Source organism: Allosphingosinicella sp. (assembly GCF_035626655.1).
In the GTDB taxonomy this organism is placed as follows: Bacteria; Pseudomonadota; Alphaproteobacteria; order Sphingomonadales; family Sphingomonadaceae; genus Allosphingosinicella.
Genome location: NZ_DASPNF010000022.1, coordinates 1 through 24,527 on the forward strand (window position 1 = coordinate 1; position 24,527 = coordinate 24,527).

The 24,527-nt window shown below is 70.0% G+C and carries 25 protein-coding genes, 1 tRNA gene and 1 pseudogene; 18 read left to right on the forward strand and 9 right to left on the reverse strand.

From position 1 onward, the window contains the following. The 3 genes and pseudogenes from VEC11_RS16795 to VEC11_RS16805 form a co-directional block, all read left to right on the forward strand. A pseudogene (locus VEC11_RS16795) lies at positions 1-379 on the forward strand (TPM domain-containing protein); the annotation flags it as partial. Further along, positions 373-1,050, forward strand: a complete 678-nt coding sequence (locus VEC11_RS16800) for a TPM domain-containing protein (protein WP_464134663.1) — start codon at positions 373-375, stop codon at positions 1,048-1,050. The pseudogene VEC11_RS16795 and the gene VEC11_RS16800, both read left to right, overlap by 7 nt. Next, the gene (locus tag VEC11_RS16805) at positions 1,047-1,577 is read left to right on the forward strand and encodes an NUDIX hydrolase (RefSeq protein WP_464134668.1); all 531 of its coding nucleotides are present in this window, start codon (positions 1,047-1,049) and stop codon (positions 1,575-1,577) included. Before VEC11_RS16800 ends, VEC11_RS16805 begins: the two co-directional genes overlap by 4 nt. Before the next feature lie 95 nt (positions 1,578-1,672). On the opposite strand, the gene VEC11_RS16810 is transcribed toward VEC11_RS16805, so the two are convergent. Then, positions 1,673-1,951 carry an NADH dehydrogenase ubiquinone Fe-S protein 4 gene (locus VEC11_RS16810; protein WP_464134673.1) on the reverse strand — a complete coding sequence of 93 codons (279 nt, stop codon included), beginning with the start codon at positions 1,949-1,951 and terminating at the stop codon, positions 1,673-1,675. 222 nt (positions 1,952-2,173) lie between these two features. Between VEC11_RS16810 and VEC11_RS16815 the strand changes: the two genes are divergently transcribed. From VEC11_RS16815 to VEC11_RS16840, 6 genes are read left to right on the forward strand one after another with little or no spacing between them, the layout of a single operon-like run. Continuing rightward, positions 2,174-4,411 carry a molybdopterin cofactor-binding domain-containing protein gene (locus VEC11_RS16815; protein WP_464134678.1) on the forward strand — a complete coding sequence of 746 codons (2,238 nt, stop codon included), beginning with the start codon at positions 2,174-2,176 and terminating at the stop codon, positions 4,409-4,411. Beyond that, positions 4,408-5,415: a ferrochelatase gene (hemH, locus tag VEC11_RS16820; RefSeq protein WP_464134682.1), complete on the forward strand. Its 1,008-nt coding sequence runs from the start codon at positions 4,408-4,410 to the stop codon at positions 5,413-5,415. The genes VEC11_RS16815 and hemH overlap by 4 nt, the downstream gene beginning before the upstream one ends. Before the next feature lie 36 nt (positions 5,416-5,451). Further along, positions 5,452-6,174, forward strand: a complete 723-nt coding sequence (gene phbB, locus VEC11_RS16825) for an acetoacetyl-CoA reductase (protein WP_464134685.1) — start codon at positions 5,452-5,454, stop codon at positions 6,172-6,174. 42 nt (positions 6,175-6,216) lie between these two features. Then, on the forward strand, positions 6,217-6,681 hold the full coding sequence (locus VEC11_RS16830; protein WP_464134689.1) for an endonuclease domain-containing protein: 465 nt from the start codon (positions 6,217-6,219) through the stop codon (positions 6,679-6,681). Then, positions 6,681-6,902: a ribbon-helix-helix domain-containing protein gene (locus VEC11_RS16835; protein ID WP_464134692.1), complete on the forward strand. Its 222-nt coding sequence runs from the start codon at positions 6,681-6,683 to the stop codon at positions 6,900-6,902. The genes VEC11_RS16830 and VEC11_RS16835 overlap by 1 nt, the downstream gene beginning before the upstream one ends. Further along, on the forward strand, positions 6,899-7,285 hold the full coding sequence (locus tag VEC11_RS16840; protein ID WP_464134696.1) for a VOC family protein: 387 nt from the start codon (positions 6,899-6,901) through the stop codon (positions 7,283-7,285). Before VEC11_RS16835 ends, VEC11_RS16840 begins: the two co-directional genes overlap by 4 nt. On the opposite strand, the gene VEC11_RS16845 is transcribed toward VEC11_RS16840, so the two are convergent. From VEC11_RS16845 to VEC11_RS16855, 3 genes are all read right to left on the reverse strand, one after another. Continuing rightward, positions 7,286-11,941 (reverse strand): NAD-glutamate dehydrogenase, encoded by a 4,656-nt coding sequence (locus VEC11_RS16845; RefSeq protein WP_464134698.1) that lies wholly within the window; start codon positions 11,939-11,941, stop codon positions 7,286-7,288. It abuts the gene before it with no gap. Between the two features lie 111 nt (positions 11,942-12,052). Next, positions 12,053-12,427 (reverse strand): cupredoxin domain-containing protein, encoded by a 375-nt coding sequence (locus VEC11_RS16850; protein ID WP_464134701.1) that lies wholly within the window; start codon positions 12,425-12,427, stop codon positions 12,053-12,055. An 89-nt stretch (positions 12,428-12,516) separates the two neighbouring features. Continuing rightward, positions 12,517-13,812 (reverse strand): PAS domain-containing protein, encoded by a 1,296-nt coding sequence (locus VEC11_RS16855; protein WP_464134705.1) that lies wholly within the window; start codon positions 13,810-13,812, stop codon positions 12,517-12,519. 269 nt (positions 13,813-14,081) lie between these two features. Here VEC11_RS16855 and VEC11_RS16860 point away from each other — a divergent pair, with 269 nt between their 5' ends. Together VEC11_RS16860 and VEC11_RS16865 are read left to right on the forward strand one after the other, a co-directional pair. Continuing rightward, the gene (locus VEC11_RS16860) at positions 14,082-15,800 is read left to right on the forward strand and encodes a M1 family metallopeptidase (RefSeq protein WP_464134710.1); all 1,719 of its coding nucleotides are present in this window, start codon (positions 14,082-14,084) and stop codon (positions 15,798-15,800) included. A 73-nt stretch (positions 15,801-15,873) separates the two neighbouring features. Then, positions 15,874-16,704, forward strand: a complete 831-nt coding sequence (locus tag VEC11_RS16865) for an AraC family transcriptional regulator (protein WP_464134714.1) — start codon at positions 15,874-15,876, stop codon at positions 16,702-16,704. 37 nt (positions 16,705-16,741) lie between these two features. On the opposite strand, the gene VEC11_RS16870 is transcribed toward VEC11_RS16865, so the two are convergent. The 3 genes from VEC11_RS16870 to VEC11_RS16880 form a co-directional block, all read right to left on the reverse strand. Further along, positions 16,742-16,817: transfer RNA gene (locus VEC11_RS16870), tRNA-Thr, on the reverse strand. A gap of 71 nt (positions 16,818-16,888) precedes the next feature. Then, a complete protein-coding gene (locus VEC11_RS16875; protein ID WP_464134719.1) occupies positions 16,889-17,437 on the reverse strand; it encodes a hypothetical protein in 549 nt (182 codons plus the stop codon). A gap of 111 nt (positions 17,438-17,548) precedes the next feature. Continuing rightward, the gene (locus VEC11_RS16880; RefSeq protein ID WP_464134722.1) at positions 17,549-17,914 is read right to left on the reverse strand and encodes a PilZ domain-containing protein; all 366 of its coding nucleotides are present in this window, start codon (positions 17,912-17,914) and stop codon (positions 17,549-17,551) included. Positions 17,915-18,052: 138 nt separating this feature from the next. On the opposite strand from VEC11_RS16880, the gene VEC11_RS16885 reads away from it, so the two are divergent. Further along, the gene (locus VEC11_RS16885; RefSeq protein ID WP_464134727.1) at positions 18,053-19,435 is read left to right on the forward strand and encodes a L,D-transpeptidase scaffold domain-containing protein; all 1,383 of its coding nucleotides are present in this window, start codon (positions 18,053-18,055) and stop codon (positions 19,433-19,435) included. Between the two features lie 3 nt (positions 19,436-19,438). On the opposite strand, the gene VEC11_RS16890 is transcribed toward VEC11_RS16885, so the two are convergent. Next, positions 19,439-19,951, reverse strand: coding sequence for a DUF4396 domain-containing protein (locus VEC11_RS16890; RefSeq protein ID WP_464134732.1), 513 nt, complete (start codon positions 19,949-19,951; stop codon positions 19,439-19,441). Between the two features lie 79 nt (positions 19,952-20,030). On the opposite strand from VEC11_RS16890, the gene VEC11_RS16895 reads away from it, so the two are divergent. Genes VEC11_RS16895 through VEC11_RS16915 form a run of 5 tightly spaced genes read left to right on the forward strand, consistent with a single transcriptional unit; the run spans position 20,031 to position 22,844 of the window. Then, positions 20,031-20,306, forward strand: a complete 276-nt coding sequence (locus tag VEC11_RS16895) for a metal-sensitive transcriptional regulator (RefSeq protein WP_464134736.1) — start codon at positions 20,031-20,033, stop codon at positions 20,304-20,306. A 46-nt stretch (positions 20,307-20,352) separates the two neighbouring features. Next, on the forward strand, positions 20,353-20,712 hold the full coding sequence (locus tag VEC11_RS16900) for a hypothetical protein (RefSeq protein ID WP_464134742.1): 360 nt from the start codon (positions 20,353-20,355) through the stop codon (positions 20,710-20,712). 40 nt (positions 20,713-20,752) lie between these two features. Next, a complete protein-coding gene (locus VEC11_RS16905) occupies positions 20,753-21,001 on the forward strand; it encodes a hypothetical protein (RefSeq protein WP_464134746.1) in 249 nt (82 codons plus the stop codon). A gap of 53 nt (positions 21,002-21,054) precedes the next feature. Next, a complete protein-coding gene (locus VEC11_RS16910) occupies positions 21,055-22,389 on the forward strand; it encodes a hypothetical protein (protein ID WP_464134750.1) in 1,335 nt (444 codons plus the stop codon). 11 nt (positions 22,390-22,400) lie between these two features. Further along, complete coding sequence (locus VEC11_RS16915; protein ID WP_464134755.1) at positions 22,401-22,844, forward strand: DUF411 domain-containing protein; 444 nt, start codon at positions 22,401-22,403, stop codon at positions 22,842-22,844. 97 nt (positions 22,845-22,941) lie between these two features. On the opposite strand, the gene VEC11_RS16920 is transcribed toward VEC11_RS16915, so the two are convergent. After that, on the reverse strand, positions 22,942-23,688 hold the full coding sequence (locus VEC11_RS16920) for a PepSY domain-containing protein (protein WP_464134759.1): 747 nt from the start codon (positions 23,686-23,688) through the stop codon (positions 22,942-22,944). Between the two features lie 116 nt (positions 23,689-23,804). Between VEC11_RS16920 and VEC11_RS16925 the strand changes: the two genes are divergently transcribed. Next, the gene (locus tag VEC11_RS16925; protein ID WP_464134763.1) at positions 23,805-24,515 is read left to right on the forward strand and encodes a hypothetical protein; all 711 of its coding nucleotides are present in this window, start codon (positions 23,805-23,807) and stop codon (positions 24,513-24,515) included. The last annotated feature ends 12 nt before the right edge of the window (positions 24,516-24,527 follow it).

The window sequence follows — 24,527 nt, forward strand, 5'->3', positions numbered from 1 at the left end:
GCGCGCAGCCTCGATCATCCAGCAGGAGATCATCCCGCGCTTTCGCGCCGGCGACATGGAGGGCGGGGTGGTGCAGGGGACGCTGGCGCTCCTCGGCTCGATCGAGGGCACCTACCAGCCGAAGCCGGCGGCGCGCGGCCGGCCGTCGAACGACAATCTGGTCACGCTGCTCGTCATCCTGCTGATCGTCTTCCCGTTCATCATGACGCGCCTCTTCTACAGCTATGGCGGCGCGCGCCGCGGCGGCTGGGGCTATCCGATGGTGATCCCCGGCAGCGGCTGGGGTCGTCGCGGCGGAGGCTGGAGCGGCGGCAGCGGCGGCGGCTTTTCCGGCGGCGGCGGCTCGTCCGGCGGCGGCGGCGCATCGGGGGGATGGTGATGCAGCTCAGCGCGGACGACCTGCAGCGGGTGACCGAGGCCGTAGCGAAAGCCGAGCGCGAGAGCGACGGCGAGATCGTGACGATCGTCGCCCGCCGCTCCGACGCCTATCATGACGTCGCACTCCATTATGCGATCCTTGCCATGCTGCTCGTCCCCGCATGGTGGGCGGTCGTGCCGCAGAGCTGGATCGACTGGTGGACCGGACTGCTGCTCGGCTGGAACGGGGAGCTGACCCGGCCGATCGTCATGCTCGCCATGTTCGTGAAGCTGATCGCGGCCTTCCTGTTCGTCCGGCTGCTGCTGATCTGGCGGCCCTTGCGCCTCGCGCTCACGCCGGGCGCGACCAAGAGCCGGCGCGTGCATCGCCGCGCGGTGCAATTGTTCCGCTCGAGCTGCGAGCTGAAGACGCGCGGCCGGACCGGCGTCCTCATCTATCTCTCGCTCGAGGAGCATCGCGCCGAGATCGTCGCCGACCGGGCGATCGCCGAGCAGGTCGAGGCGGACGTCTGGGGCGAGGCGATGGCGGTGCTGGTCGACGAGGTGAAGCAGGGCCGGGCGGGTCAGGGGCTGGCGCTCGCCGTGGAGAAAGTCGGCGCGGTGCTGCACCGGGTGCTGCCGGCGAAGCACGACAATCCCGACGAGTTGCCCAACCGGGTGATCCTGCTGTGAGCGCACCGGACGGCAACCTCCCGGAGGAGACCGTGTGGGAAGGCCGCTTCATTGCCGTGAAGAAGCAGGGCAAGTGGGAATATGTCTCGCGCACCCGCAACATCAGCGCCGCGGTGATCGTCGCGATCGACGACGGCCATGTCATCCTGGTCGAGCAATATCGCGTGCCGCTCGGCCGGAATTGCCTCGAGCTGCCCGCCGGCCTGATCGGCGACGAGGATGAAGGCGAGGCGGTGGAGAGCGCCGCGGCGCGCGAGCTGGAGGAGGAAACCGGCTACCGCCCGGCGCGGATGACCGACCTCGGTTATTATCACAGCTCACCGGGCATGGTCTCCGAGGGTTTCACCCTGCTCCGCGCCGAGGGGCTGACCAGGGTCTCCGACGGCGGCGGCGTCGAGGGCGAGAATATCGTCGTGCACCGGGTGAAGCTGGCCGACGTCCCCGCCTTCGTCGCGGCGAAGCGGGCCGACGGCTATGCGATCGACGTGAAGATGCTGCTGCTGCTGGCGGACTCGTTGCTCGCCTAGCCCGTCATTCCAGCGAAAGCTGGACTCTCACTGTTCTGGCTCGACCGCCGTCAGGGCAATTCCAGCTTTCGCTGGAATGACGGAGTGAAGCGTCTCTAGCGGAAATTGTCGGCGTAGGCCTGGAGCTTGAGTCTGGGCTCGGACGCCGGGACGATATGGGCATCGATCCGGTTCTTCGCCGCATAGGCCTTCGCCGCCTCGAGGCTCGGGAAGGTCAGGATCACCTGTTCCTGCGTCTCCGAGCCGCCGGCCCAGCCGGTGAGCGGATCGGGCCGCTTCGGGCGCGCGGATTCGAATTCGAGAATCCATTCGCCGGAGCGGGCCCTGCCCGACTGCATGGCGTTGCGCTCGCGTTGGTAGATCCTGGCAGCCATGGGGCGTGCGATGCCCCAGGACCGGGTGGGGAATCAAGCTCCCTCATAGTCATCCCGGCGAAAGCCGGGATCCATGAACCTGGAGACTGGAATGGGTCCCCGGTGTTCGGCAATGAGCTCGCACTTCGGTGTTAATGGGTCCCGGCTTTCGCCCGGATGACCAGTTTGATTTGGCCCCCTATACTCTAGCCCCCCGCCCCCTCCCCCTCTATCACCCTCCCGATGGCGAGAGACGCGACCAGACGGGGGCCAACCCGCCGGCAATTGCTGATCGGCGGCGGGCTCGGCGTCGGGCTGCTCGTCGCCTGGAAGTTCTGGCCGCGTTCCTATACGCCGAACCTCAGGGCCCGCGAAGGCGAGACGGTCTACAATGCCTGGCTGAAGCTCGGCCGGGACGGCCATGTGAGCGTGGCGGTGCCGCAGGCCGAGCTCGGCCAGGGCGCCTGGACGGCCTTGCCCCAGATCCTCGCCGACGAGCTGGGCGCGGACTGGCGCACGGTCGCGGTCGAGCCGGCGCCGCTCTCCCCGCTCTACGCCAACACCTTCCTCGCCGCCCAGGCCGCGGACGACAGCGGCTGGCCGAGCGGGCTGCAGGGTACGGGCCGCTGGCTCTCGCGCCGCTATGCGACGCGCAGCGCCCTGATGCTGACCGGCGGCTCCTCCTCGGTCCGCGCCTTCGAGACGCCGCTCCGCGAGGCGGGGGCGGCGGCGCGGGTGATGCTCTGCATGGCCGCGGCGGCGCGCTGGGGCGCGGACTGGCGGGAGCTGGAGGCGCGCGCCGGCTTCGTCTGGCGCGGCAGCGACCGCATCCCCTTCGCCGAGCTGGCCGAGGCTGCGGTGGGCTACACGCCGCCGGACCCGGTGCCGCTGCGCGAGGATGTCGAGGGCCGCCTCTCCGGCCAGCCTTTGCCCCGCCTCGACGCGCCGGCGAAGATCGACGGCAGCGCCCTCTTCGCCGGTGACATCCGCTTCCCCGACATGGTCTATGCCTCGTTGGCCAGCGGCCCCTGGGGCAGCCGGCTCGCCGGCATCGACCGGGCGGCGGGCAACGGCGTGCCCGGCGCGCTCCGCACCTTCGAGGATGCGGAATGGGTGGCGGTGGTCGGCACCAACTGGTGGGCTGCGCACAAGGCGCTGATGCGGATGCGGCCGCGCTTCCACCTGCGCCGGCCCTTCGTCACGACACAGGGCATCTCGGCCGCGCTGACCGCCGCGCTCGATGGCGAAGGCACGCGCGTGTTCGAGGCGGGCGACATAGCCGGCCCCTTCCCGGGCGCCAGCCCGGTCAGCCAGACCTATGAGGTCGGCCTCGCGCCGACGGCTGCGCTGGAGCCGCTGACCGCCACCGTCCGGATCATTGGCGACGCGGTGGAGGTCTATGCGGGCTGCCAGGCGCCGGGCCTCGCCCGCGCCGCGGCGGCGCGCGGGGCGGGCGTGGCCGAGCACCAGGTCACTTTCTTCCAGACCTTCGCCGGCGGCGGCTATGGCCGGAAGCTGGAACTGGCGGCGATCGAGCAGGCCGCGAGCCTCGCCCGGCAGATGAGCCGCCCGGTCCAGCTCACCTGGTCGCGGCTGCAGGAGATCATGCGCGACAGCTACCGGCCCGCCGCCCGTGCGCGGCTGACCGGCTGGATGAAGCAGGGCCGGCTCGAGGCGTGGCAGGCCAGGATCGCGGCGCCGGCGACCGCGGTCGAGGTCGCGCGGCGGATCGGCGCCAGTGGTGGCCTGGCCCGGCCGGGTTTCGCCGCCGTCGCCGGGGCGCGGCCGCCCTACGGCATCCCCAATGTCGCGGTCGACCAGGTCGAGACGGAGATCGGCATCGAGACCGGCCTGTGGCGCGGCGAGGCGCACAGCTACACCTGCTATTTCACCGAATGCTTCGTCGACGAGCTGGCCCTGGCCGCGGGGCTGGAGCCGCTCGCCTTCCGCACCTTCCTGCTGCAGAACAATCCCCGGCTCGCCCAGTGCCTCGCCACCGCCGCCTCGATCGGCGGCTGGGACGGCGGCGCGCGCGGCAGCGGCATGGGCCTCGCCTGCCATTCGGCCTTCGGCTCCCATATCGCCTGCCTCGTCGAGGTGGAGGTGACCGGCGACCAGCGCCTGCGCGTTTCGCGCGCGGTGGCGGCGGTGGATTGCGGGCGGATCGTCAATCCGGAGCTGGTCAAGCAGCAGGTGGAGGGCGGCATCGTCCATGGCGTCGCCGCGGCGATCGGCCGGCCCGTGGAGTTCGCGGACGGGCTGCCCGTGGCGCGCACGTTCGGCGCCTGGGGCCTGCCCATCCTGCGCGACGCGCCCGAGGTCAGCGTCGAACTGATCGACAGCGACGAGGCGCCGGGCGGGGTGACCGAGCTCGGCGTGCCGCCGGCCGCGCCCGCCATCGCCAACGCCTATTTCTCGCTGACCGGGCAGAGGGTGCGGACCCTGCCGATCCTGGTCGGCGCCGGCCAGGCGGCGGCATGAACCGTCCCGCCGACCATCCCGAGATCCCCGCGCCGAAGATCGGCGTGCTGCTGATCAATCTCGGCACGCCCAATGCGCCCGAGCCCGGCGCGGTGAAGCTCTACCTGCGCGAATTCCTCTCCGATCCGCGCGTGGTCGAGATCCCGCAACTGGTCTGGCAGCCGATCCTGAGGGGCATCATCCTCAATACCCGCCCCAAGAAATCCGCCCATGCCTACCGGCAGGTCTGGATGGAGGAAGGCTCGCCGCTCGCCGTCCATACCAGGCGGCAGGCGGAGGCCCTGCAGGGCGCGTTCGGGCCGGAGGTGATCGTCGACCATGCGATGCGCTACGGCCAGCCGGCGATCGCCGAGCGGCTCGACGCGCTGCAGGCCCAGGGCTGCACGCGGATCCTGGCGGCGCCGCTCTACCCGCAATATTGCGCGGCGACCACGGCGACCGCGGTGGACGAGGTCTTCCGCCATTTACGGCACAAACGCTGGCTGCCGGCGGTGCGGACCCTGCCGCCTTATCATGACGACCCGGCCTATATCGCCGCGCTGGCGGAGAGCCTGCGGGCCTCGCTCGCCGCGCTCGACTTCGCGCCGGAGGCCCTGATCGCCAGCTTCCACGGCATGCCGCAGCGGACGCTCGAGCTCGGCGATCCCTATCATTGCCATTGCCGGAAGACCGCGCGGCTGCTGTCCGAGGCTTTGGGTCGGGAGCTGGAGGTCGCCTTCCAGTCCCGCTTCGGCCGCGCCAAATGGCTTGAGCCGGCGACCGACAGGGTGCTGACGGCACTGCCGGGCAAGGGCGTCAGGAAGGTCGCAATCTTCGCCCCCGGCTTCGCCGCCGACTGCCTGGAGACGCTGGAGGAGCTGGCGATCCGCGGCCGCGACACCTTCCTCACCGCCGGCGGCACGGACTTCGCCTACCTGCCCTGCCTCAACGAGTCCGGCGAGGGCATGACGATGCTGCGGATATTGCTGGCCCGCGAACTTGAAGGATGGGCGGGCGCGCAATAAGGGCCTCTCCATAAGCAGACAAAGGAGAGGAAGCACATGGCACGCGTCGCAATCGTCACGGGCGGCTCGAGGGGCATTGGCGAGGCAATCAGCATCGCGCTGAGGGACCAGGGCGTCACCGTCGCCGCCAATTATGCCGGCAATGAAGAAAGGGCGCGCGAGTTCAGCGACCGCACCGGCATCAAGGCCTATAAGTGGGACGTCGCCGATTTCGACGCCTGCATCGCCGGGTGCGCGCAGGTCGAGAGCGAGCTCGGCCCGGTCGACATCCTCGTCAACAATGCCGGCGTCACCCGCGACGGGACGATGAAGCGGATGGACCGGCAGGCCTGGGAGGACGTCATCGACATCAACCTCGGCGGCTGCTTCAACATGGCCAAGGCGGTCTGGGCCGGGATGAACGAGCGGAAATATGGCCGCATCGTCAATATCGGCTCGATCAACGGCCAGGCCGGCCAGTACGGCCAGGTCAATTATGCCGCCGCCAAGTCCGGCATCCACGGCTTTACCAAGGCGCTCGCCCAGGAAGGCGCCCGCGCCGGCATCACCGTCAACGCGATCGCGCCCGGCTATATCGACACCGACATGGTCGCCGCGGTGCCGCCCGACGTGCTCGAGAAGATCGTCGCCAAAATCCCGGTCGGCCGGCTCGGCCAGGCCAGCGAGATCGCCCGCGGCGTGACCTTCCTCTGCGCCGAGGAAGGCGGCTTCATCACCGGGAGCACGCTATCCATCAACGGCGGGCAGCATATGTATTGAGTCGAGCTACCCCCTCCACGCCTTCGTGGAGGGGGCAAGGGGGTGGCTTCCTTGCCCACAGAAGCGCAACGCCAGCTTCAATTCGCGCGAGCGCTGCGCAACCATCCCACTCCCGCGGCGGAGCGGCTGTGGCGTGCCCCGTCGCGCGTCCGCCCACGCTTCACCCGCCAGCTTCGCGTTGGTCCTTTCGTTGCCGACTTCGCCCGCCGCCGGGCGCGACTGATCGTCGAGGCCGACGGCTCCCACCATGCCGAAAGCCCAACGGATGAATTGCGCTCGGCCGCGCTCGAGGCCGAGGGCTGGCGCGTGATCCGGTTCTGGAATTCGGACATCACCGACAATCTCGACGGCGTGGTCGAGGCGATTGTCGAAGCTGTCACTGCCCGTATCCCGCCGGGGGAAGAGGTTCGGTTCATGGACTCGCGAGCCGGGCGGGAGCGGAGGCCGCGCGGAAGAAGGCAGGAGCCACCCCCGACCCCTCCAGCAAGGGCTGGAGGGGAGGACTGATGGGACCGGTGAAGCGCTCGATCATGATCGCGGGGCATGCGACCTCGATCAGCCTGGAGCCGGTCTTCTGGGATGCCCTGCGCGAGGCGGCGGCGGCCGAGGGGCTGCCGCTGAACGCCCTGGTCGCACGGATCGACGCCGCGCGGTTGACGGGGCCGGCCGCGGCCAATCTGGCGAGCGCGATCAGGGTCTGGCTGTTCGAACGGGAGCGCGCACGATGAGCGTCGAGCTCAACCACACGATCATCTGGTGCAGCGACAAGGCGCGCTCGGCCGCCTTCCTGACCGGCACCCTGGGCCTGCCGCCGGCGCGGACCTTCCTCCACTTCCTGGTCGTCGACCTCGCGAACAGGGTGTCGGTCGACTATTACCAGAAGGAGGGCAGCATCGCGCCGCAGCATTATGCCTTTCTCGTCGACGACGGCACGTTCGACGCGGCCTTTGCGCAGATCAGGGAAAGCGGCGTGGCCCACTGGGCCGATCCGGCGCGGACCAGGCCGGGCGAGATCAATACCTATTATGGCGGCCGGGGCCTCTATTTCGAGGACCCGGACGGCCACCTCATGGAGATCATCACCACGCCTTACGGCGACGGGCCGCCCTAGCTAGCGCTGGAGCAGCACCCGCGCCTGGGTCGCGATCTGGGCGAGCATGGGCGCCGTGGTGATCGAGGCGGTCCGGGCGCGTTCCACGGTCCGGCGGAACTGCTCGATGCGCGGCCCCTGCTCGGCCACCCATTTGTCGACCGCCGCCTTGGGGTCGTCCGACTTCCTGCGTTCCAGGAATTCGAGGCGGAGCTGCTCGAAGTCGCGGGCGAGGCCGGCGGTGAGCAGCCGCTCCCACTGGTCGCGCGCCTGGAAATGGTTGGCGGCGTTCTGCGCCCAGTCGAGCCCCAGCGCCTCGCCGAGCTTGGTGTAGGCGCGGGTCAGCTGGATCTCGTCGGCCTTCTGCTTCTGCCCGAGCATGGCGAGGCCGACCGCGCCGTTCATCTCGAACAGGCGGACGATCCGGTGGGTGAGCGCCGGCGGCGCGTGCAGCGCGTCCAGCCCGGCGCGCAGGCCCCCGGCCTCGGCCCGCGCCTCGGGCCGCAGCAGATCGTCGACCATCGCCTCCAGCTTGGCGAGGCCCGGCTGCAGCAGGTCGACCAGCTCGCCCGGCTTGAGGTCCGGCGAGGTCGTACGCAGCAGGTCGGCGATGTGCAGCTGCAGGCCGATCGAGGCCTGCTCGAACAGCGCCAGGCGCACCTGCTCGGGCATGTCGGCCGAATCGAGCTCGTCCCACAGCTCCTGCATGCGGAACAGGCGCTCGGCGGCGAGGAAGGCGACTGCGGCCTGGGCGAAGGAGGCGCCCTCCTCCTCGGTCAGCGAGAAGGGCGCGATGATGCCCAGCCGGTTGACGAAGCGGTTGGCGACCTTGGTGGCGATGATCTCCTTCTTCAGCCGGTGCGCGCGGATCGCCTCGGCCTGGCGCTCCTGCATCGCCTTCGGGAAGGCGGCCATCAGCTCGGGCTCGAGCGTGGGATCGTCGGTGAACTTCGCCTGCTCGATCGCCGCTTGCAGGCGCATCTTCGAGGTGGAGAGCAAGACCGCCAGCTCGGGCCGGGTCAGGCCGAGGTTGAGTTGGGCGCGGCGCAGCAATTCCTCGTTCGAGTCCAGCCCCTCGACCGCGCGGTTGAGGCGGCCGCTATCCTCCAGGATCTCGATCACCCGGACCAGCAGGGGCAGTGCCCGCGCCCCGCCCCGCTCGGCGATGGAGAGCGCCAGCGTCTGCAGGCGGTTGTCCTCCAGCACGATCTGGCCGACCTCGTCGGTCATCTCGGCGAGCAGCAGGTTGCGCTCCTCGAGCTCCAGCCGCCCCTCGATCATCTCGCGGTTCAGCGGGATCTTGATGTTGACCTCGTTGTCGGAGCAGTCGACGCCGGCGCTGTTGTCGATGAAGTCGGTGTTGATCCGGCCGCCATGATTGCTGAACTCGATGCGCGCGGCCTGGGTGATGCCGAGATTGGCGCCCTCGCCGATCGCTCTTGCGCGCAGGTCCGCGGCATTGACCCGGATCGCGTCGTTGGAAGGGTCGCCCACCTCCTGGTGGCTCTCGCCGCGCGCCTTCACATAGGTGCCGATGCCGCCGAACCAGAGCAGGTCGACCTCGGCGGTAAGGATCGCGCTGATCAGGGCCGCGGGCTCGATCTCCTTGACGTCGAGCCCGAGCATCTCCTGCACCTGCTTCGAGAGCGGGATCGACTTCTGGCTGCGCGGGAAGACCCCGCCGCCCCTAGAGATCAGCTCCTGGTTGTAGTCGGCCCAGGAGGAGCGCGACAGGCCGAACAGGCGCTTGCGCTCCTTCCAGCTCTTCGCCGGATCCGGGTCGGGATCGAGGAAGATGTGGCGGTGGTCGAAGGCGGCGACCAGCTTGATCGCCTTTGAAAGCAGCATGCCGTTGCCGAACACGTCCCCCGACATGTCGCCGACGCCGGCGACGCGGATCGGCTCCTTCTGCACGTCGATGCCGAGCTCGCGGAAATGGCGCTGGACGGAGACCCAGGCGCCTTTGGCGGTGATCCCCATCGCCTTGTGGTCGTAGCCGTTGGAGCCTCCCGAGGCGAAGGCGTCGCCGAGCCAGAATTTGCGCTCGACGGCGATCGCGTTGGCGACGTCGGAGAAGGTGGCCGTGCCCTTGTCGGCAGCGACCACGAAATAGGGGTCGTCGCCGTCACGGATCGTCACGCCCTTGGGGTGAACGACCTTGTTGCCGACGATATTGTCGGTGACCGAGAGCAGGGCGCGGATGAAGATGCGATAGCTCTCCGTTCCTTCCGCGAACCAGGCGTCGCGGCTGGCGGCGGGCGGCAGCTGCTTGGGATAGAAGCCGCCCTTGGCACCGGTCGGCACGATCACCGCATTCTTCACCAGCTGCGCCTTCATCAGGCCCAATATCTCGGTGCGGAAATCGTCGCGCCGGTCGGACCATCTGAGGCCGCCACGGGCGATCGGGCCGCCGCGCAGATGGATGCCCTCGAGCCGCGCCGAATAGACCCAGATCTCCCGCCAGGGCCGCGGCGCCGGCAGGCCCGGGACCAGGGCGCTGTCGAGCTTGAAGGCGAGCGCCTCCTCGCCGGAGGGGGCGAAGGCGTTGGTCCGCAGGGTCGCCGCGATCACGCCGCGGAGCAGGCGCAGGATGCGGTCCTCGTCGATCGCCGCGACGCTCTCGAGGCCCTTGTCGATCTTCTTCTGCGCCGCAGCCACGGCGGCGTCGCGGTCGCCCTTGAGCTCGGGATCGTGCATCGCCTCGAACAGGGCGATCAGGCCATGGGCCACGGTGGGCGCGCGGCGCAGCGCCTCGACCACGGTCGCCTGCGAATAGGACAGGCCGATCTGGCGCAAATAGCGGAACCAGGCGCGGAACAGCAGCACGCCCTCGGGCGCCAACCCGGCCGAGACCAGCAGCTGGTTGAAGACGTCATTCTCCGAGCGGCCCTCGAGCACCGCCTCGACCACCGCCTCGACGACGGCGGCGCGCTTCAGCACCGGCGCGCAGGCCGAGCGGTCGCTGGTGACCACTGCGAATTCGTGGATATGGCCGTCGAGCCCGCTCTCGAGCCGGGTCGGCGTCTCCTTGAGGACGTGGAAGCCGAAATTCTCCAGCACCGGGACGACGTCGGACAAGGGCACGATGTCGTGCTTGCGGTAGATTTTGAGCCGCAGCTGGCTCTCCGGGTCGATCTCCAGCCGATAGAGGCGCACGCCACGCTCGCGGTCGTCGGGCAGCTTGTCGAGATGGACGATGTCCTGCGCCGCATCGCTGGCCGGATAGCGGGACCGGTAGGCCTGCGGGAAGGCGGGTGCGTAGGTCAGCGCGAGCCGGGTTGCGCGAGTCGTGCCGACCAGCTCGCCCAGCGCCTCCTCGACGCTCGGCGCCCAGCCGCGCACCATCGCGTCCAGTCTCTGGTCGAGCGCCTCGACGTCGGGCGTCGGCGTCTTGGCGGAGACGTTGAGGGTGAAGCGGAGCAAGGCGAGGTCGCCGTCGCCGAGATCGACCGACCAGTTGGTGATCTGGCCTTCGGACGCCTGCTCGATCATCTCGCCGATCGCCACCCGCCGCCGCGTGGTGAGCTCGTCGCGCGGCAGCCAGACGAAGGCGAACATGTGGCCCTTGAGGATGGAGCGGACCAAGGCGAGCGTCGGCCGCGGCCGGTCGGCGAGCGAGATCGCGTTGGAGACGAGCTTCTTCACCTCGTCGGGCCGCAAATTGACCATCAGGTCGCGCGGCAGCGAGGCCAGAGCATGGCGCAGCGCCTTGCCGCTATGGCCGGACGGATCGAAGCCGAAGTCCTTCTCGAGGCTGGCGAGCTCGCGCCGGAGCACCGGCACCTCCTCGATCGGCGCGTTCAGCGCCTGGCTGGTCCAGAGGCCGGCATGGACCCCGATGCCGGTGATCTTGCCGCGCTCGCGGATCGGCACGACGATCAGGTCCAGCGGCACGCGCCGGTGCACGGGCGAGCGCAAATCGGCCTTGGCGACCAGGGGCTCCTGACCGCCCTCCTCGAAATAGCGGATCGCGCCCTCGCAGCCGCCCTCGTCGGTCGGCTGGCCGGGCTTGCCCATGATGCCGAGGCCCTCGGACGGCGCCTCGCCGGGCCGCTCGACCTCGTAGCCGAGCAGGGTCATCGCCCCGTCGGCGAGCCAGTGCAGCAGCGCCCGCCCTTCCGGATCGCGGACGAGATCGGCCTGGGCGTGCATGTTGGCCTGCATCGCCCGCCAGTCGGTCACCGCCGCGCGCACGTCGGCGAGCACGGCCTGCAGCTCGGCGGTCAGCTCCTGCCGGCCCTTCGCGTCGGCGCGGTCGACCTCCATGTAGATGATCGACTCCCGCCGGCTGCGGTCCTCGCAGAGCGGCTCGACGTCGGTGAGACAGCCGTCCTCGTCGCGGGTCGTGCAGACGACCGGATGGAGCAGGCGGTGGATGATCAGGCCGCGCGCGGCGATCGCCTGGGCGACGCTGTCGACGAGGAAGGGCATGTCGTCGTTGACGATGCCGATCCGCATCCGCCGGTGGCCGAGGCCGGTGCCGGTCGATTCCAGCCGCACCAGAGCCGAGCCCGGCTGCCTTTTGCCCGCGCAGGCGGCGATGAAAGCGGCCGCCTCACGCGTCTCTTCGGCGCTGTAATTGTCGAGCTCTCCGGGAAGCGCGCCCTGGCGCAGGAGGGTGGCAAGGATATCCAACAGGCGCTGGTCAGCGGTGTTGCCCGCTACCTCGGCTTTCATACAAATCGGCTCCCGGAGCTTCTCTCGATCGGCGGGCCCCGCCCGCCCTGCGCGGCCTATAGCCCTGCCCCCCTCGGACCTTCAACCCCGCGGGGGCGGGACGAACCAGCGCTACTCGACGCTGATCGTGCCGCGCATGCCGAAGGCGGTGTGCATGGTGTGGGTGCAGCGCAGCCGGTAGCTGCCGCGCGACGGGGTGAGCCTGACCTCGACGCTCTGGTGGCCCGGCACCTCGACCTCGCCCTCCACGACGGGCCCGGTGACGCCGCTGGCGGCGGCGAAGAATTGCGGCGCCGAGAAATTGTGGCCGCCGCCGCCGGTATTGGTCAGCCTGAGGACGACCGGCCGGCCCGCGGTCAGCGCGATCGCGCGCGGCTCGAACTCGAAATTGGAGAGGCGCACCTCGACGGTCTGCGGCGCCGGCGAATCCTGGGCGAGGACGGGAAGGGGAAAAGCGAGCAAGGCCGCGACGAGAACAGCACGCATGGCACGACTCCTGAGTCGGATCCCCTGCGGCGGCGCTTCTAGCAGGTTTCAGGAAGGGGGACAGTTACCCGTAACCGCCCCCATGCAGGTCAGGCCGCACTCTTGCGGATCGCCTTGTCGACCAGGGCCTGGTCGGCCACCGGCGCGACGATGGCGAGGCCGTCCGCCTCGCGGCGGGCGACGAGCAGGACGAACTCGTCCGCGCCCGCGACCTCGATCGCGACGCGGGCGAGCGGCGGCGCGGCGTGGAGCCGGGCGCGGACCTCGGCCCAGCGGTCCGGCCGGGCGGCCGGGCGGCGGAAGGCGCGCTCGTCGGCGACGACGCCCTTGAGCCCGCCGACATGCGCCTCAAGCAGGGCGGCCAGGGTCCCCGCCGAAACCCGCTCGCGCTTCGCCCAGGACAGGGCGGCGGCGAATTCGGTGAGCCGGCCCTTGTCGTAATGGACGCCGAAGACAAGCTTCACGACCGGGGTCATCGGCGCGCGCGTCTGCACCTTCAGGCCGGCATCGGCGAGCAATTCGGCATAATCGTCCGGCGCCTCCTCGGCGGCCAGCGCGAAATCATAGGCATGGCCGAGCGCTCGGTAGAGCGCCTGGTGGCCACGCGCTTCCGCGCCGATCGCGTCCTCGGCGCTGTCGCGCGCGACCGAGAGCCGGTCGGCGAGGCCGTCGTCGGGCCAGAGGCTGAGCGTCGAGGTGTCGGGCGGCACCGAGAGGTCGCCGGTCACCGTCGCCTCGACGAATTCGCTGTTCGGACCGTCCGCCCAGGCGGGGCCGTCGCCGGCATGGACGAGCACCGGCTCAGGCGTGTCGGCGATGGCGCGCAGGGCCTCGTCCTCGATCCCGGCGGCGATGGCGGCCTCCGCCATCTCCTTCCAGTTGATCACGCCGTAGATGAAGTCGATCGCCTCGCCGTCGGAGGAGAGCGGCATCAGGATGCCGCGGTAGAGCGTGTTGTGGCCGCGCATGCCGACGAACTCGGCCTCGAAGCCGATCGGCGCGCGGTTGGCGATGATCTGCAGATAATGGTCGGTCAGCCGCGACAGCAGGGAGCGGCCCGGCACCTCGCTGATCCGCCCGATCGCATGGTCGAGCGCGCATTCGATGCGCAGCGCCCGGCCGAGGAAGCGGATTTCAGGATCCTCGGGATCGCGCGAGAAATCGAGCAGCACGCTGTGCGGGCCGAAATCGCCCAATGTCTGCGGATCGACGTCCTGGATCGAGGGATAGGGACGGCCGTCGAGCAGGGAGACCCAGTAATTATAGGCGCGGACATGCATGCGGCGCTCGTCGACGCCGATCTCGGGCGGCCGCTCCATCACGGGTTCCTCTTCGGGCGCGGCGGGAAAGCCCGTCTCCTCCTCAAACCCCCTGGAGATGTCCATAGATCCACGTCCCTGGCAGCGCGCCGTTCAGGGCGAACCTGCACCGACGGGGTTGAGATATGGTTAAGGGGGGTTAGCGATATTGCGTGGGATAGGCGCCAACTGCCCGACCTGTCGCGGAGCGTCCCGCGGGCTGCCGGTCCTGGATGGCGCAATAATCGCCAAGAGCGGGCGGCCCGCCTGCTGATACGAGCCTGACCGGACTGCTTTTGACGCGCTCGAACGGGATCGTCGTCCCGTTCCGGCGTGGCCGAGCGAGGTGAGGGCAGATGAGCGAGGCGATTGACGCGAGGGAAGCGGGGACTGGATCGGGCGGCATCGGGCGCCGGAGCCTGTTGCAGCAGGCCCTGCTTTTGGGCCTCGGCGGCGCCGCCGGCCTGTGGAGCGGACGGGCGCCCGGCGCGCCCGCCCCGGCCCGCCGCTCGTCGGTGCCGCGCTACGACATGAATGTGCGCCTGGAGCCCGCCCAGCGGCGCATGCAGGTGTCGGGCGTCGCGCGCTTTCCCGGCTCCGCGCAGCCCCGGCAGGAGCTGCGCTTGCTGCTGGCCCCATTGGCGAGCGAGGTCCGGTTCTCGTGCCGCGACCGGCGCGGGGCCGTGCCGGTCTCCGTCTCGGACGAGGTGCGCGGCGGCGACCGGCTGTGGACCCTGCGCTTTGCCGCCCCGCGGGCGGCGAGCGTCGAGCTCGAAGTCCATTTCTCCTACCGCATCGGGGGGCAGGGGCTGCTCTTCTATGCCGGCCCGGAGCTCTGCTTCGCCACCGCCTGGGGGATGAACTGGTATCCGCTCTCGCTGGCTGAAAACCAGGGCATGGCGACCGGATCCTTGTCGGTGGAGGCGCCGGCCGGCTGGAAGGTCGTCGCCAGCCACAGGGCGCTGGGCACGCCGCGCGGCGGCAGGTTCCGGTACGAGGTCATCCACTCCACCTATTTCAGCTTCGCCGCCGGCCCGTTCGTGGTCACCGAGCAGCCGGGAACGCCGCACGTCAGCCTCTATGCGCTGGAGGCGCGGGCCAACACCGCCGCGCTCGCCGGGGGCACGCAGCGCATGCTCGGCGTGCTTGGGCGCGAATTCGGTCCCTATCGTTCCGACCGGTTCGCTTTGGTCGAGGCGCCGCGGCCGATCGCGCAGGCGTCGGGCCTCAACGCCTGTTCGCTGCCCGGCTTCGCGATCCTGAACGGCAATGCGTTCCGGGCGCGGAGCGTGGCCTCCATGCTCGAATGGCTCGGTCACGAGCTCAGCCACCAATGGTTTCCGCACATCGTGGGATTTCGCGCCACACCGAACGCCTTTCTCACCGAAGCCCTGGCCGAATATGGCGGCTGCCGGGTCGTGGAGGAGATGGGCGGCGCGGCGGCCGCCGAGCGGATGCGGCGCATCGGCTTCGAGCCCGATCCGATCTACAGCGCGGCCGCCTATTTCCAGATGGTCGCCAATGGCGAGGACTCGCCGCTCTACCGTCCTGCGGAAAGCCCGAACGAGAATGCGACGCGAAACATCGCCTACAACAAGGGCGGGTTCGTCTTCTCGATGCTCGGCCGCCATATCGGCGCGGACCGCTTCCGGCGGGCCTTTCACGACATCACCGGCCGGCACGCGCACGGGGACGTCACATGGGAGGAGTTCCGCCGGACGATCGAACGCATGAGCGGGCGGGACCTCACGCAATTCTTCGAGCAATGGTTCGAGCGCACCGGCGCCCCGGACTTCGCATTGAGCTGGCGTCAGGACGGCGCCCGGGTCGCCGGCGTCGTTCGTCAGCCGGCTCCCTATTACGCGGCGCATATGGAGATCCGGATGGACGGGGCCGGGGGACAGAGCCGGACCCACCTGATCGACGTCGCCGCAGCGGCGGAGACGCCTTTCTCGCTGCCTGCCGGCTTCGCGGTGCGCGATGTGGTGCTGGATCCCGCCTACAAGATCCTGCGCTGGACGCCCGAATATCGGGCGCTGCGGCGGACGACGCCGCAGCCCGGCCCTGCCCTGTAGCACCTCGTTGACCCCCAATTTCCTTTCCCTGATAGTCATTTCGGTTGCTTGAGGGTCGGCACGAAGCCTTGGCATGCGCAGAGATGCACCTCGAAACACGGCGCGTTACTGGCGGGACGAGGGCCTGAAGGGCCTGAACCTGCTCTGCGCGGACCTGACCGACCAGGACTTCCCCCCGCACGTCCACGAGGCGCTGGTCGTCGTCGTCACCGAGGAGGGCGGCGCGAGCGTCCGCTGCGGCGGCCGCAGCGAAACCGCGCTGCCGGGGTGCGTGCTCGTGTGCAATCCCGGGGAGCCGCATAGCGGCAGCATGGGGGGCAGCGCGCGCTGGCGCTACCGGGGCTTCTATTTCGAGGCGCGCGCCCTCGACACTTTGCTGGACAGCCTGTCCCTGTCCGACCAGCCCTATTTCCGCCGCGGCGCCCTCGCCGACCCCGCTCTGGCGCGCGCGCTCCTGACCCTGCACCGGACGATGGACGTCGCGAATGCGGACGCCTTTCAGGTGCAGGAGTTGATGGTGCGGGCGATGGGGCTGCTCTACGCGCGCCACGGTGACGGCCAGACCGCCGCCACCCCGGCCGGCCGCGACCGGCTCCTGCTCGGCCGCGCGCTCAGGATCCTGCGCCGCCGCTTTCGCGAACCCCTGCAGCTCGGCGACGTCGCCCGGGCGCTCGACATGACGCCCTTTCAGCTGATCGGCCTGTTCAAGCGCGAATTCGGCCTCACGCCTTATGCATTGCTCACCCAGATCCGCCTCAACGCCGCCTGCAGCCTGCTGAAGCGGGGAGAGCCGATCGCGGACTGCGCGATCGCCGCCGGCTTCTACGACCAGGCCGCGCTCAGCAAGCATTTCCGCTCGCGCTTCGCCATCACCCCGGCGCAGTTCGCCGTCGCCGCCGCCTGAAGAGCGACGCGTCCGGGTTGCTGCTGCTGAAGGAGGGTGGTGCCGCTTAACGGACTCGAACCGTTGACCCCATCATTACGAATGATGTGCTCTACCAGCTGAGCTAAAGCGGCGCTCGCGGGAAGGCGCGGGCTCTATCAGCGCCCCGCGTCGATGACAAGCCGATGCCTCGCGCAGATTGATCTCAATGCGCCGCGTGAGGCTCGTCAGCGGCCTCGGCCTCGTCGTGCGGGCGCGGGATGCGGTAATGGGTGTAGCTCTTGAAGCAGGCGCTGCTGAGCCGGATCTGCCCCTCGCTCAGCGAGACGCGCGCGCCGGCCGGGAGATGGATGGCGGTGCCGATATTGTCGGCGGTCCAGCGGCTGCGCGGTTCCCGCCAGGCGAAGCTCCGGCCCCGGTCGCCGCGGCCGAGGCCGTCGGGGACGGCGACGCGCATCGCGCCGGCGTCGCTCGTGCCCTCCAGCACGAAATGGGTGTAATTGCCGTGATTGCATTGCGGCGCTGCCGAAGGGACGGCGACCAGCTCGTCGCCCGCGGAGAGCGTGCCCGTGAAGGGCTGCCACTGGCCGCCGGCGGGCCGTACCTGGACGCTGACGCACTGCCCGGCCTCTGAATGTCCGACTTCAGGCGGCTGCGCCTCGGCGAAGCGGGCGCAGGCTTGGTAGGGGGCATCCTCCATATCGGCGTCGACCACCGGGCCGAGCACGGCGCAGGCGGCCAGTGGCATGATCATATTGAGAGCGATGACGCGCCGGCCGACCCGCATGGACTACCCCCTTCGCTGCGTGCGGGGAGCATAATCGGGAAAGCGGAGAGTTGCCAGCAGCTGTCCGAACTGGCGTGACTAGCGCTTCTGCTGGCCCTGGACGCCGAAATGGCCCTTGATCGGCGGCTTGCGGTTGGCCTCGGCGAGCATCTCGACCGTGGCCGGATGCAGCGGCGTCGCGAACTGGAAGCCGGCCTTGCCGTCCTCCGTCCAGGCGCAGCGGCTGTTCTGCGGCTCCAGGCCGGGCAGCTTCAGCCAGACATGGGCGCCCGGCTCCAGCTGCAGGTCGGATTCCGCCATGAAGCCGTCGGTGGAGAGGTTGAGCACCTCCGCATCGACGATCGTTGCGCCCGGCTCGCGCAGCCGCGCCGCCAGATTGACGATCCGCCGCTCGGCCTGACGGCCTTCGGCGACGGGGAGAATGGCCAATTGTGCCTTGCTCACGCAAAAAACTCCTGAACCTGCCCTTTGTTATGGGCACAGATTGGCTAAACAAGCATTAAGCGGGTTCGGTGGGGATAACCGTATCTCCATAAATTGCGTGTTTTCTGCGGTTTTTCCCGGGATGCGGATGGGGTGATCGTGCGCTTTGGACTGCTGGTAAGTGCCTGCCTTCTCGTCGCTGCCTGCGGCGGGCCGTCCGGTCCGGCCGTGCCGGAGGCGCCCGCGGTCGAGGCGAGCGCGCTGCAGGCGGCGGTGCGCGATCCGCGGGTGCGCCGCTTCTACGAGGCGCGCCAGTGGCGGCCGGCCTGGACCCGCGAGGCCGAGGAGTCGCTGAACGCGGCGCTCGCCGGCGCCGACCGGCACGGCCTCAGGCCCGACGATTTCCGGCGTCCGCTGGCCAACGCCCGCGAGGGCGCGGCGCGCGAGGCGGCGCTCAGTCTCGCCGCGCTCGATTATGCGGGGGCGCTGGCGCGGGGACGGACCGATCCGACCCGGCTCAACCGCATCTACGAGATCCCGCGGCCCGATCCGAACCTCGCCGAGGGGCTCGAGCGGGTGCTGGCGGGCAACGGCGACGTGCGCGCCTGGATCGAGGGGCTGGCGCCGCAGGACGCCGATTATCGCGCGCTCTCCGCCGCCTATGTCGAGGCGAAGCGCCAAGTCGATGCCGCGCGCGGCCGGCCGACGCCGGAGCAGGCGGACCGGATGCGCATCCTCGCGGTCAATCTCGAGCGCCGCCGCTGGCTGGAGCGCACCGCCCCCGCCACCAGGATCGACGTCAACACCGCCTCGGCGATGCTGGTCTACTGGCGCGACGGCACGCCAAGGGACACGCGCCGGGTGGTGGTCGGCTCGGCCGGCGACCGGGCGACGCCGAGCCTCTCCGCGCCGATGTTCCAGCTCGTCGCCAACCCGACCTGGACGGTGCCGCGCTCGATCGGGATGAGCGCCGGCTATATGGCGCGGCGCGGCTTCACCGTCCGCAACGGCCGCCGCGTCCAGCCCTCGGGGCCGGGCAATGCTTTGGGCCTGGTCAAGTTCGACCTTCGGAACGGCCATGCCATCTACCTGCACGATACGCCGTCCAAGTCGCTCTTCCTGCGCGACGAACGCCATGCCAGCCATGGCTGCGTGCGCGTGCACAATGCGCTGGAATTCGCCGAGCTCATCGCCCGCGACGAAGGCGTGCTGCAGCAATGGCAGCGCGCCCAGCGGCCGCCGCCGGCGCCGCGCCAGTCGCGGCCGGTGGCGAGCGCGGAAGGGACGAATGGCGAGGCCGCGCCGCAGACGCCCGCCCAGCCCGCACCGCGCCGCTACGTCCAGCGCTGGATCCCGCTGCAGCGCGAGATTCCGGTCCGCCTGCTCTACCACACCGCCTTTGTGGAGAACGGCCAGGTCAGGATCGTGCGCGACGTCTATGGCCGCGACGAACGGGTCGCGGTCGCGCTCGGCCTGCCGCCGCGCGTCCGCCCGGCGCGGCGCACGGGCGCAGGTGCGGCGCCGGCGGATGTCGGGCCCTAGCGCCTAGTGGCAATTCTTGAGGTTGCGCTTCAGCAGCCAGAAATTGATCGGCCAGGCGGCGAGGAAGCCGGCGGGGACGGCGACCAGGAAGCCCTGCCAGAAGCTCCAGTGGAGGATCGAGGGCGCGGCCATCCCGCCCATCGACCAGTCGACGGCGTTCATCGCGATCTCCATCACCCCGATCGAGACCACCTCGCCGACCCAGATGATCTTCAGCGCGGCGAGCAGGCCGAGGCGCCGGCTCTTCATCACCGGCAGCAGGCCGAGCGTCATGCCTGACGCATAAGCGAGCAAAGTGGCGAGCGCGATCGTCTGCCAGGCGGCGAGCCCGAGGCTGACGCCGATCATCAGGCCCGCGACCTCGCCGATCACGCAGCCGGTGAGGCAATGGAGGGTCGCCTGCGCGGCGAGCCGCCAGGGGCCGGCGCCCGGCGCGCCATGATGATGATGGGCATGCGCCCCGCCCCCGCCATGGTGGGCGCGATGCTCCTGCTGATGCTCGGCGACGGACGACACTTCACTTCTCCTACGTGCGATTCGATACCCCCTATGGGTATGCTTGACATATACCCCCATCCGGTATTATGCAAGCCACATGAAACGCGACAACAAGGCGCAGCTGGCGAATCGCCTCAGCCGGATCGAGGGCCAGGTGCGCGGCGTCGCGCGGATGATCGACGAGGATCGCTACTGCATCGACATCCTCACCCAGATCCAGGCGGCCCGCGCCGCGCTCGCCAGGGTCGAGACCGAATTGCTCAACGATCATCTCGGCCATTGTATCGAGGCGGCGATCAGCGGCGGCGACACGGCGGACCAAAGGCAGAAGGCCGGGGAGCTGATCCAGCTGCTGCAGCGGAGCGCGCGATGAAGGCTTTGCGCACGCCGTCCGGCCGCTCTATCAGGGCGGGGTGACGATGCGCGGCGCCCTCCGCTTCCTCCTGCTCGCGGCCATGCTGCTCGCCCCGGTCGGCCGCATCGGCATCGCCCAGGCGATGGCGATGCCGGCGAATGCCCCCGCCGCCATGGCCGGCCATTGCGCCGACATGCCGGCGGCCGCGCCGGCAGGGCATGGTGGCGCTCACAAGCAGGCCCCGCAACAGGACGACGAGCGCAAGGCGGTCGACTGCATGATCGCCTGCGCCGCCATGACGACCGCCCCTGCGCCCTTTGTCGCGCCGGCGCCTCTGGCCGAGGCAATGCCGGGGGCGCTTCAACTCTCCAGCCTGTCAGGCATCCGCCCGGAAGCCGATCCGCCCCCTCCCCGATTCTCCTGACGATCTCGAACCAACTTTCGAAATCTGAAGGAGTAAAATCATGATCATCCTGACGGCGGCCGCGATCGCGGCCGCGCAACCCGCGCCTGCGCCGCAGGCACAACCCGCGCATCCGGCCGGCCATAGCGGCCATGCCGGCCATGCGGGTCATGGCGCCGGTCAGGCCGGCCATGCGGGTCACAGCGCCGGCCAGGCGGCCCCGGGCCAGACGCGGCAGGCGCATGACTGCGCCTGCTGCGAAGGCGGCTGCACCTGCTGCGGCGAAGGCCGCCAGCAGCGCGCCAGGTGAAGCGGGGAGGCGGCGGCCGAACCGCCGCCGCCTCCCTTTTCAGGATCCGGACGATGAACAGCCTCAAGACCGCAGCGGCATTGTGCGCCCTGCTGGCCGCCACCCCCGCTCTCGCCCAGCATGACGGGCACGGCCAGCACCGGGGCCACGGTCAGACGCAGGGCCAGGGCCACGACCAGCACCAGGGCCACGCCATGCCCGGTGGCGCCCCGCCGGTCACCGCGGAGCCGACCCGGCCGCACGGCATGACCGGCGCGCTCGGCGCCTATCCGGCACAGCGCGAGGCCTCAGGCACCGCCTGGCAGCCGGACGCCTCCAGCCATGGCGGCGTCCATCTCATGGCCGGCGACTGGATGCTGATGGGCCATGCCAATCTCAGCCTGGTCTATGACTGGCAGGAAGGGCCGCGCGGCGGCGAGAAAGGCTTCGCCGCGGGCATGGTCATGGCCATGGCGCGGCGCGCGCTCGGCCCCGGCGCGCTGCAGTTCCGCGCGATGCTGAGCCCGGATCCGCTGATGGGCCGGCGCGGCTATCCGCTGCACCTCGCCGCGGGCGAGACGGCGGACGGCGTCACCCTGCTGGTCGACCGCCAGCATCCGCACGATTTCTTCATGGAGCTCTCGGCCAGCTACTCGCTGCCGCTGGGCCCCGAGGCCAGCCTCTTCCTCTATGCCGGCCTGCCCGGCGAGCCCGCTTTCGGCCCGCCCGCCTTCATGCACCGCATGGCGATCGCCGACTCGCCCGAGGCGCCAATCACCCATCACTGGCTGGATTCGACGCATATCACCTTCGGTGTGGTCACGGCGGGCGTCATCGTCGGGAACGTCAAGGTCGAGGCGTCCCGCTTCAACGGCCGCGAGCCCGACGAGCGCCGCTGGAATATCGAGACCGGGCCGCTCGATTCGACCGCGGTCCGCCTCTCCTGGAACCCGAATGCCAACCTGTCGCTGCAGGCAAGCTGGGCGCATCTCGTCTCGCCCGAGCAGCTCGAGCCGGACGAGAACAGCGAGCGCTGGTCGGCGAGCGCGCTCTACACAAGGCGCTTCGGCCGGGAGAACTGGTTCTCCGCCACGCTCGCCTGGGGCAATCGCGACGGCGCCGAGGCGATCGCGGCGGAAGCGGGCGTCGGGCTCGGCCCCTGGACCCTCTACGGTCGCGCCGAATATGCCGAGAATGCCGAGCTCGACCCGGCGGCCGGCCATCACGGGCCGCGGCACCGGGTCAGCAAGGTCTCGCTCGGCGCGATCCGCGACTTCCGGGTGGCGCCGAACGTCCGGATCGGGCTCGGCGCGCAGGTCACGCAGAATTTCGTGCCCGCCGCGCTGGAACCGCTTTATGCTGGCGACCCGCAGGGGGCGATGGCCTTCATCCGACTGAAGATCGACTGAGGAGCAGCACCATGATCAACCGCCGCCATCTTCTCGCCGGTCTGCCCCTGTTGCTGGTCGCCGGCCGGGCTGAGGCGCAGCCCGCGCCCGCCATCCACGTCGTGAAGACGCCGACCTGCGGCTGCTGCACCGACTGGGTGACGCATCTGCGCCAGGCGGGCTTCCGGGTGACCGTCGCCAACGTGCCCGACGTCACCCCGACCGCGCGGCGGCTGGGCGTGCCCGACGATTTGCGCTCCTGCCACACCGCCGCGGTCGGCGGCTATGCGATCGAGGGCCATGTCCCCGCCAGCGACATCCGCCGCCTGCTCCGCGAGCGCCCGGCCGCGGCGGGGATCGCTGTCCCCGGCATGCCGATGGGCTCGCCCGGCATGGAGCATGGCGGCCATCGCGAGCGCTATAACACGATCCTGTTCACCCGGACGGGCCGCCGGACGGTGTTCGCGCGGCATTGATTGTTCCAACTTAGTCGTCCCGGCGAAGGCCGACCCGTGAACGCTGGCGGCTGAAGGCCCGGCCAAGGCGGTCTCCCTTCTCCGGATCGATCCGTGTTCATGGGCCCCGGCTTCCGCCGGGATGACTCCGCAGCGCCCGCCGTCGCCTGAGCCAGCCGGTCACCCCGAGCCGGCTCGGCAGCAGGACGATGCCGGCGATGATCATGACGAGCGAGAGCAGGGTCGCGACGATCAGCAGCCAGGAGTTGAAATCCTCATGGCCGCGCCAGTCCATGATGTGCAGGCCCCAGAGGAAGTCGTAGGTCCGCCAGAGCGTCGAGCGGCGCGCGGTCACCTGGCCGGTGTCGGCAGCGACGTAGATTGCGCGGCCCTCGCCATCCTCGAAATCGACCCGCCAGGCCGGGAGCAGGCCGCGATATTCGGTCGTCTCCTCGGTGACCCGGCTCACCCGCGCCGCGCGCAGGTTGCCGGAATGGTCGGCCTCGGCGACCTGCGCCGCGACATTCATCGGGATCGGCGAGAGCCGCCGCGCATCGGCGAGGTCGTAGAGCACCGGCCTGCCGCCATGCGGCTTCAGCAGCGCGACCGGCCGGCCGAGCAGGCGCCGGACCTCGACCGTCTCCGCTCCCGCCAGCCCGGCCCCGCGCAGCCGCGCCAGCCCCGCCGCCGCCTCGTCCAGCGGCACCGGCGGCGCGGCCAGCTCGACCTTGGCATGCTCGCTGCGGACCCGCTCGATCGGGAACCAGGCGAAGAACAGGCCGCTGGCGAACCAGAACAGGATCTGCACCGCCATCAGCAGCGCCAGCCATTTGTGGACCTTGGCCCAGAAGCCGCTGACCGTCATCCGCCGCCCTCCCCGCGCCTGCCTAGGACCGCCCGGGGAGGATGGCCAGTGGCAGGCTTGCCCCGGCTCCTCGAGAACTGTATTAGTGTCCTAATACAATAAAGGGGAGTGAGGGGATGTTCGGATCCGTCCGGCGGTCGACACTGGCTTTCGCGGCCTGCAGTCTCGTCCTGATCGCGATCAAGCTCCTGTTCGATCATTATCCGGGCGAGTTTCCGGGCCGGGACCAGGCCTCGGCCTTCACCTGGCCGGTGATCGGCGCGATCTGGCTGGCCGCACTGCTCGGCCTGTTCGCCGAGCGCTCGATCGGCTTCCCGGATGCCTTCGCGGACATGAAGGGGGAGCGGCGCGGACTCATCCTGGCGGTCGCGACCGGTCTCGCCTACGGCGCGCTCACGGTCGTGCAGGACATCGTCACGGGCGGAAGCACGGTCCCGGTCGAGGAGTGGCCGCACCTGCCCCTGCCCTGGGCCGTTCCCTTCTACACTTTCGGCGCAATCTTCCTCGAATTCCTGCTCCGCCTCGGCGCGCTCTGCCTGCTCGTCTGGTTCGTCCATGTCCTGATCCTGCGGCGGCGCTGGTTGCTGCCGGTGTTCTGGATCGCGAACCTCATCGTCTCCTTCTACGAGATCATGCCGATGACGATGGCGGATGTCGCGGCCGGAGACTGGGGCGCGGTCGCGCTGACCCCCTTGTGGCCGCTCTACTGGACCAACCTGTTCGAGGGGTGGCTCCTGCTTCGCCACGGCTGGTTCGCGCCGATCATTTTCCGGCTGGCCTTCTATCTCGTCTGGCACGTCGGCTATGGCGGGCTCGGTCCCTTCTAGCCTATCAGGTCA

What these genes read in the sequence shown, in the direction of transcription:
- VEC11_RS16800 (WP_464134663.1), top strand. Translation starts at nt 373, where the DNA reads ATGGTGATGCAGCTCAGCGCGGACGACCTGCAGCGGGTGACCGAGGCC.
- VEC11_RS16810 (WP_464134673.1), bottom strand. Translation starts at nt 1,951, where the DNA reads ATGGCTGCCAGGATCTACCAACGCGAGCGCAACGCCATGCAGTCGGGC.
- VEC11_RS16815 (WP_464134678.1), top strand. Translation starts at nt 2,174, where the DNA reads ATGGCGAGAGACGCGACCAGACGGGGGCCAACCCGCCGGCAATTGCTG.
- hemH (WP_464134682.1), top strand. Translation starts at nt 4,408, where the DNA reads ATGAACCGTCCCGCCGACCATCCCGAGATCCCCGCGCCGAAGATCGGC.
- phbB (WP_464134685.1), top strand. Translation starts at nt 5,452, where the DNA reads ATGGCACGCGTCGCAATCGTCACGGGCGGCTCGAGGGGCATTGGCGAG.
- VEC11_RS16835 (WP_464134692.1), top strand. Translation starts at nt 6,681, where the DNA reads ATGGGACCGGTGAAGCGCTCGATCATGATCGCGGGGCATGCGACCTCG.
- VEC11_RS16840 (WP_464134696.1), top strand. Translation starts at nt 6,899, where the DNA reads ATGAGCGTCGAGCTCAACCACACGATCATCTGGTGCAGCGACAAGGCG.
- VEC11_RS16845 (WP_464134698.1), bottom strand. Translation starts at nt 11,941, where the DNA reads ATGAAAGCCGAGGTAGCGGGCAACACCGCTGACCAGCGCCTGTTGGAT.
- VEC11_RS16850 (WP_464134701.1), bottom strand. Translation starts at nt 12,427, where the DNA reads ATGCGTGCTGTTCTCGTCGCGGCCTTGCTCGCTTTTCCCCTTCCCGTC.
- VEC11_RS16855 (WP_464134705.1), bottom strand. Translation starts at nt 13,812, where the DNA reads ATGGACATCTCCAGGGGGTTTGAGGAGGAGACGGGCTTTCCCGCCGCG.
- VEC11_RS16860 (WP_464134710.1), top strand. Translation starts at nt 14,082, where the DNA reads ATGAGCGAGGCGATTGACGCGAGGGAAGCGGGGACTGGATCGGGCGGC.
- VEC11_RS16865 (WP_464134714.1), top strand. Translation starts at nt 15,874, where the DNA reads ATGCGCAGAGATGCACCTCGAAACACGGCGCGTTACTGGCGGGACGAG.
- VEC11_RS16875 (WP_464134719.1), bottom strand. Translation starts at nt 17,437, where the DNA reads ATGATCATGCCACTGGCCGCCTGCGCCGTGCTCGGCCCGGTGGTCGAC.
- VEC11_RS16895 (WP_464134736.1), top strand. Translation starts at nt 20,031, where the DNA reads ATGAAACGCGACAACAAGGCGCAGCTGGCGAATCGCCTCAGCCGGATC.
- VEC11_RS16900 (WP_464134742.1), top strand. Translation starts at nt 20,353, where the DNA reads ATGCGCGGCGCCCTCCGCTTCCTCCTGCTCGCGGCCATGCTGCTCGCC.
- VEC11_RS16905 (WP_464134746.1), top strand. Translation starts at nt 20,753, where the DNA reads ATGATCATCCTGACGGCGGCCGCGATCGCGGCCGCGCAACCCGCGCCT.
- VEC11_RS16910 (WP_464134750.1), top strand. Translation starts at nt 21,055, where the DNA reads ATGAACAGCCTCAAGACCGCAGCGGCATTGTGCGCCCTGCTGGCCGCC.
- VEC11_RS16915 (WP_464134755.1), top strand. Translation starts at nt 22,401, where the DNA reads ATGATCAACCGCCGCCATCTTCTCGCCGGTCTGCCCCTGTTGCTGGTC.
- VEC11_RS16920 (WP_464134759.1), bottom strand. Translation starts at nt 23,688, where the DNA reads ATGACGGTCAGCGGCTTCTGGGCCAAGGTCCACAAATGGCTGGCGCTG.
- VEC11_RS16925 (WP_464134763.1), top strand. Translation starts at nt 23,805, where the DNA reads ATGTTCGGATCCGTCCGGCGGTCGACACTGGCTTTCGCGGCCTGCAGT.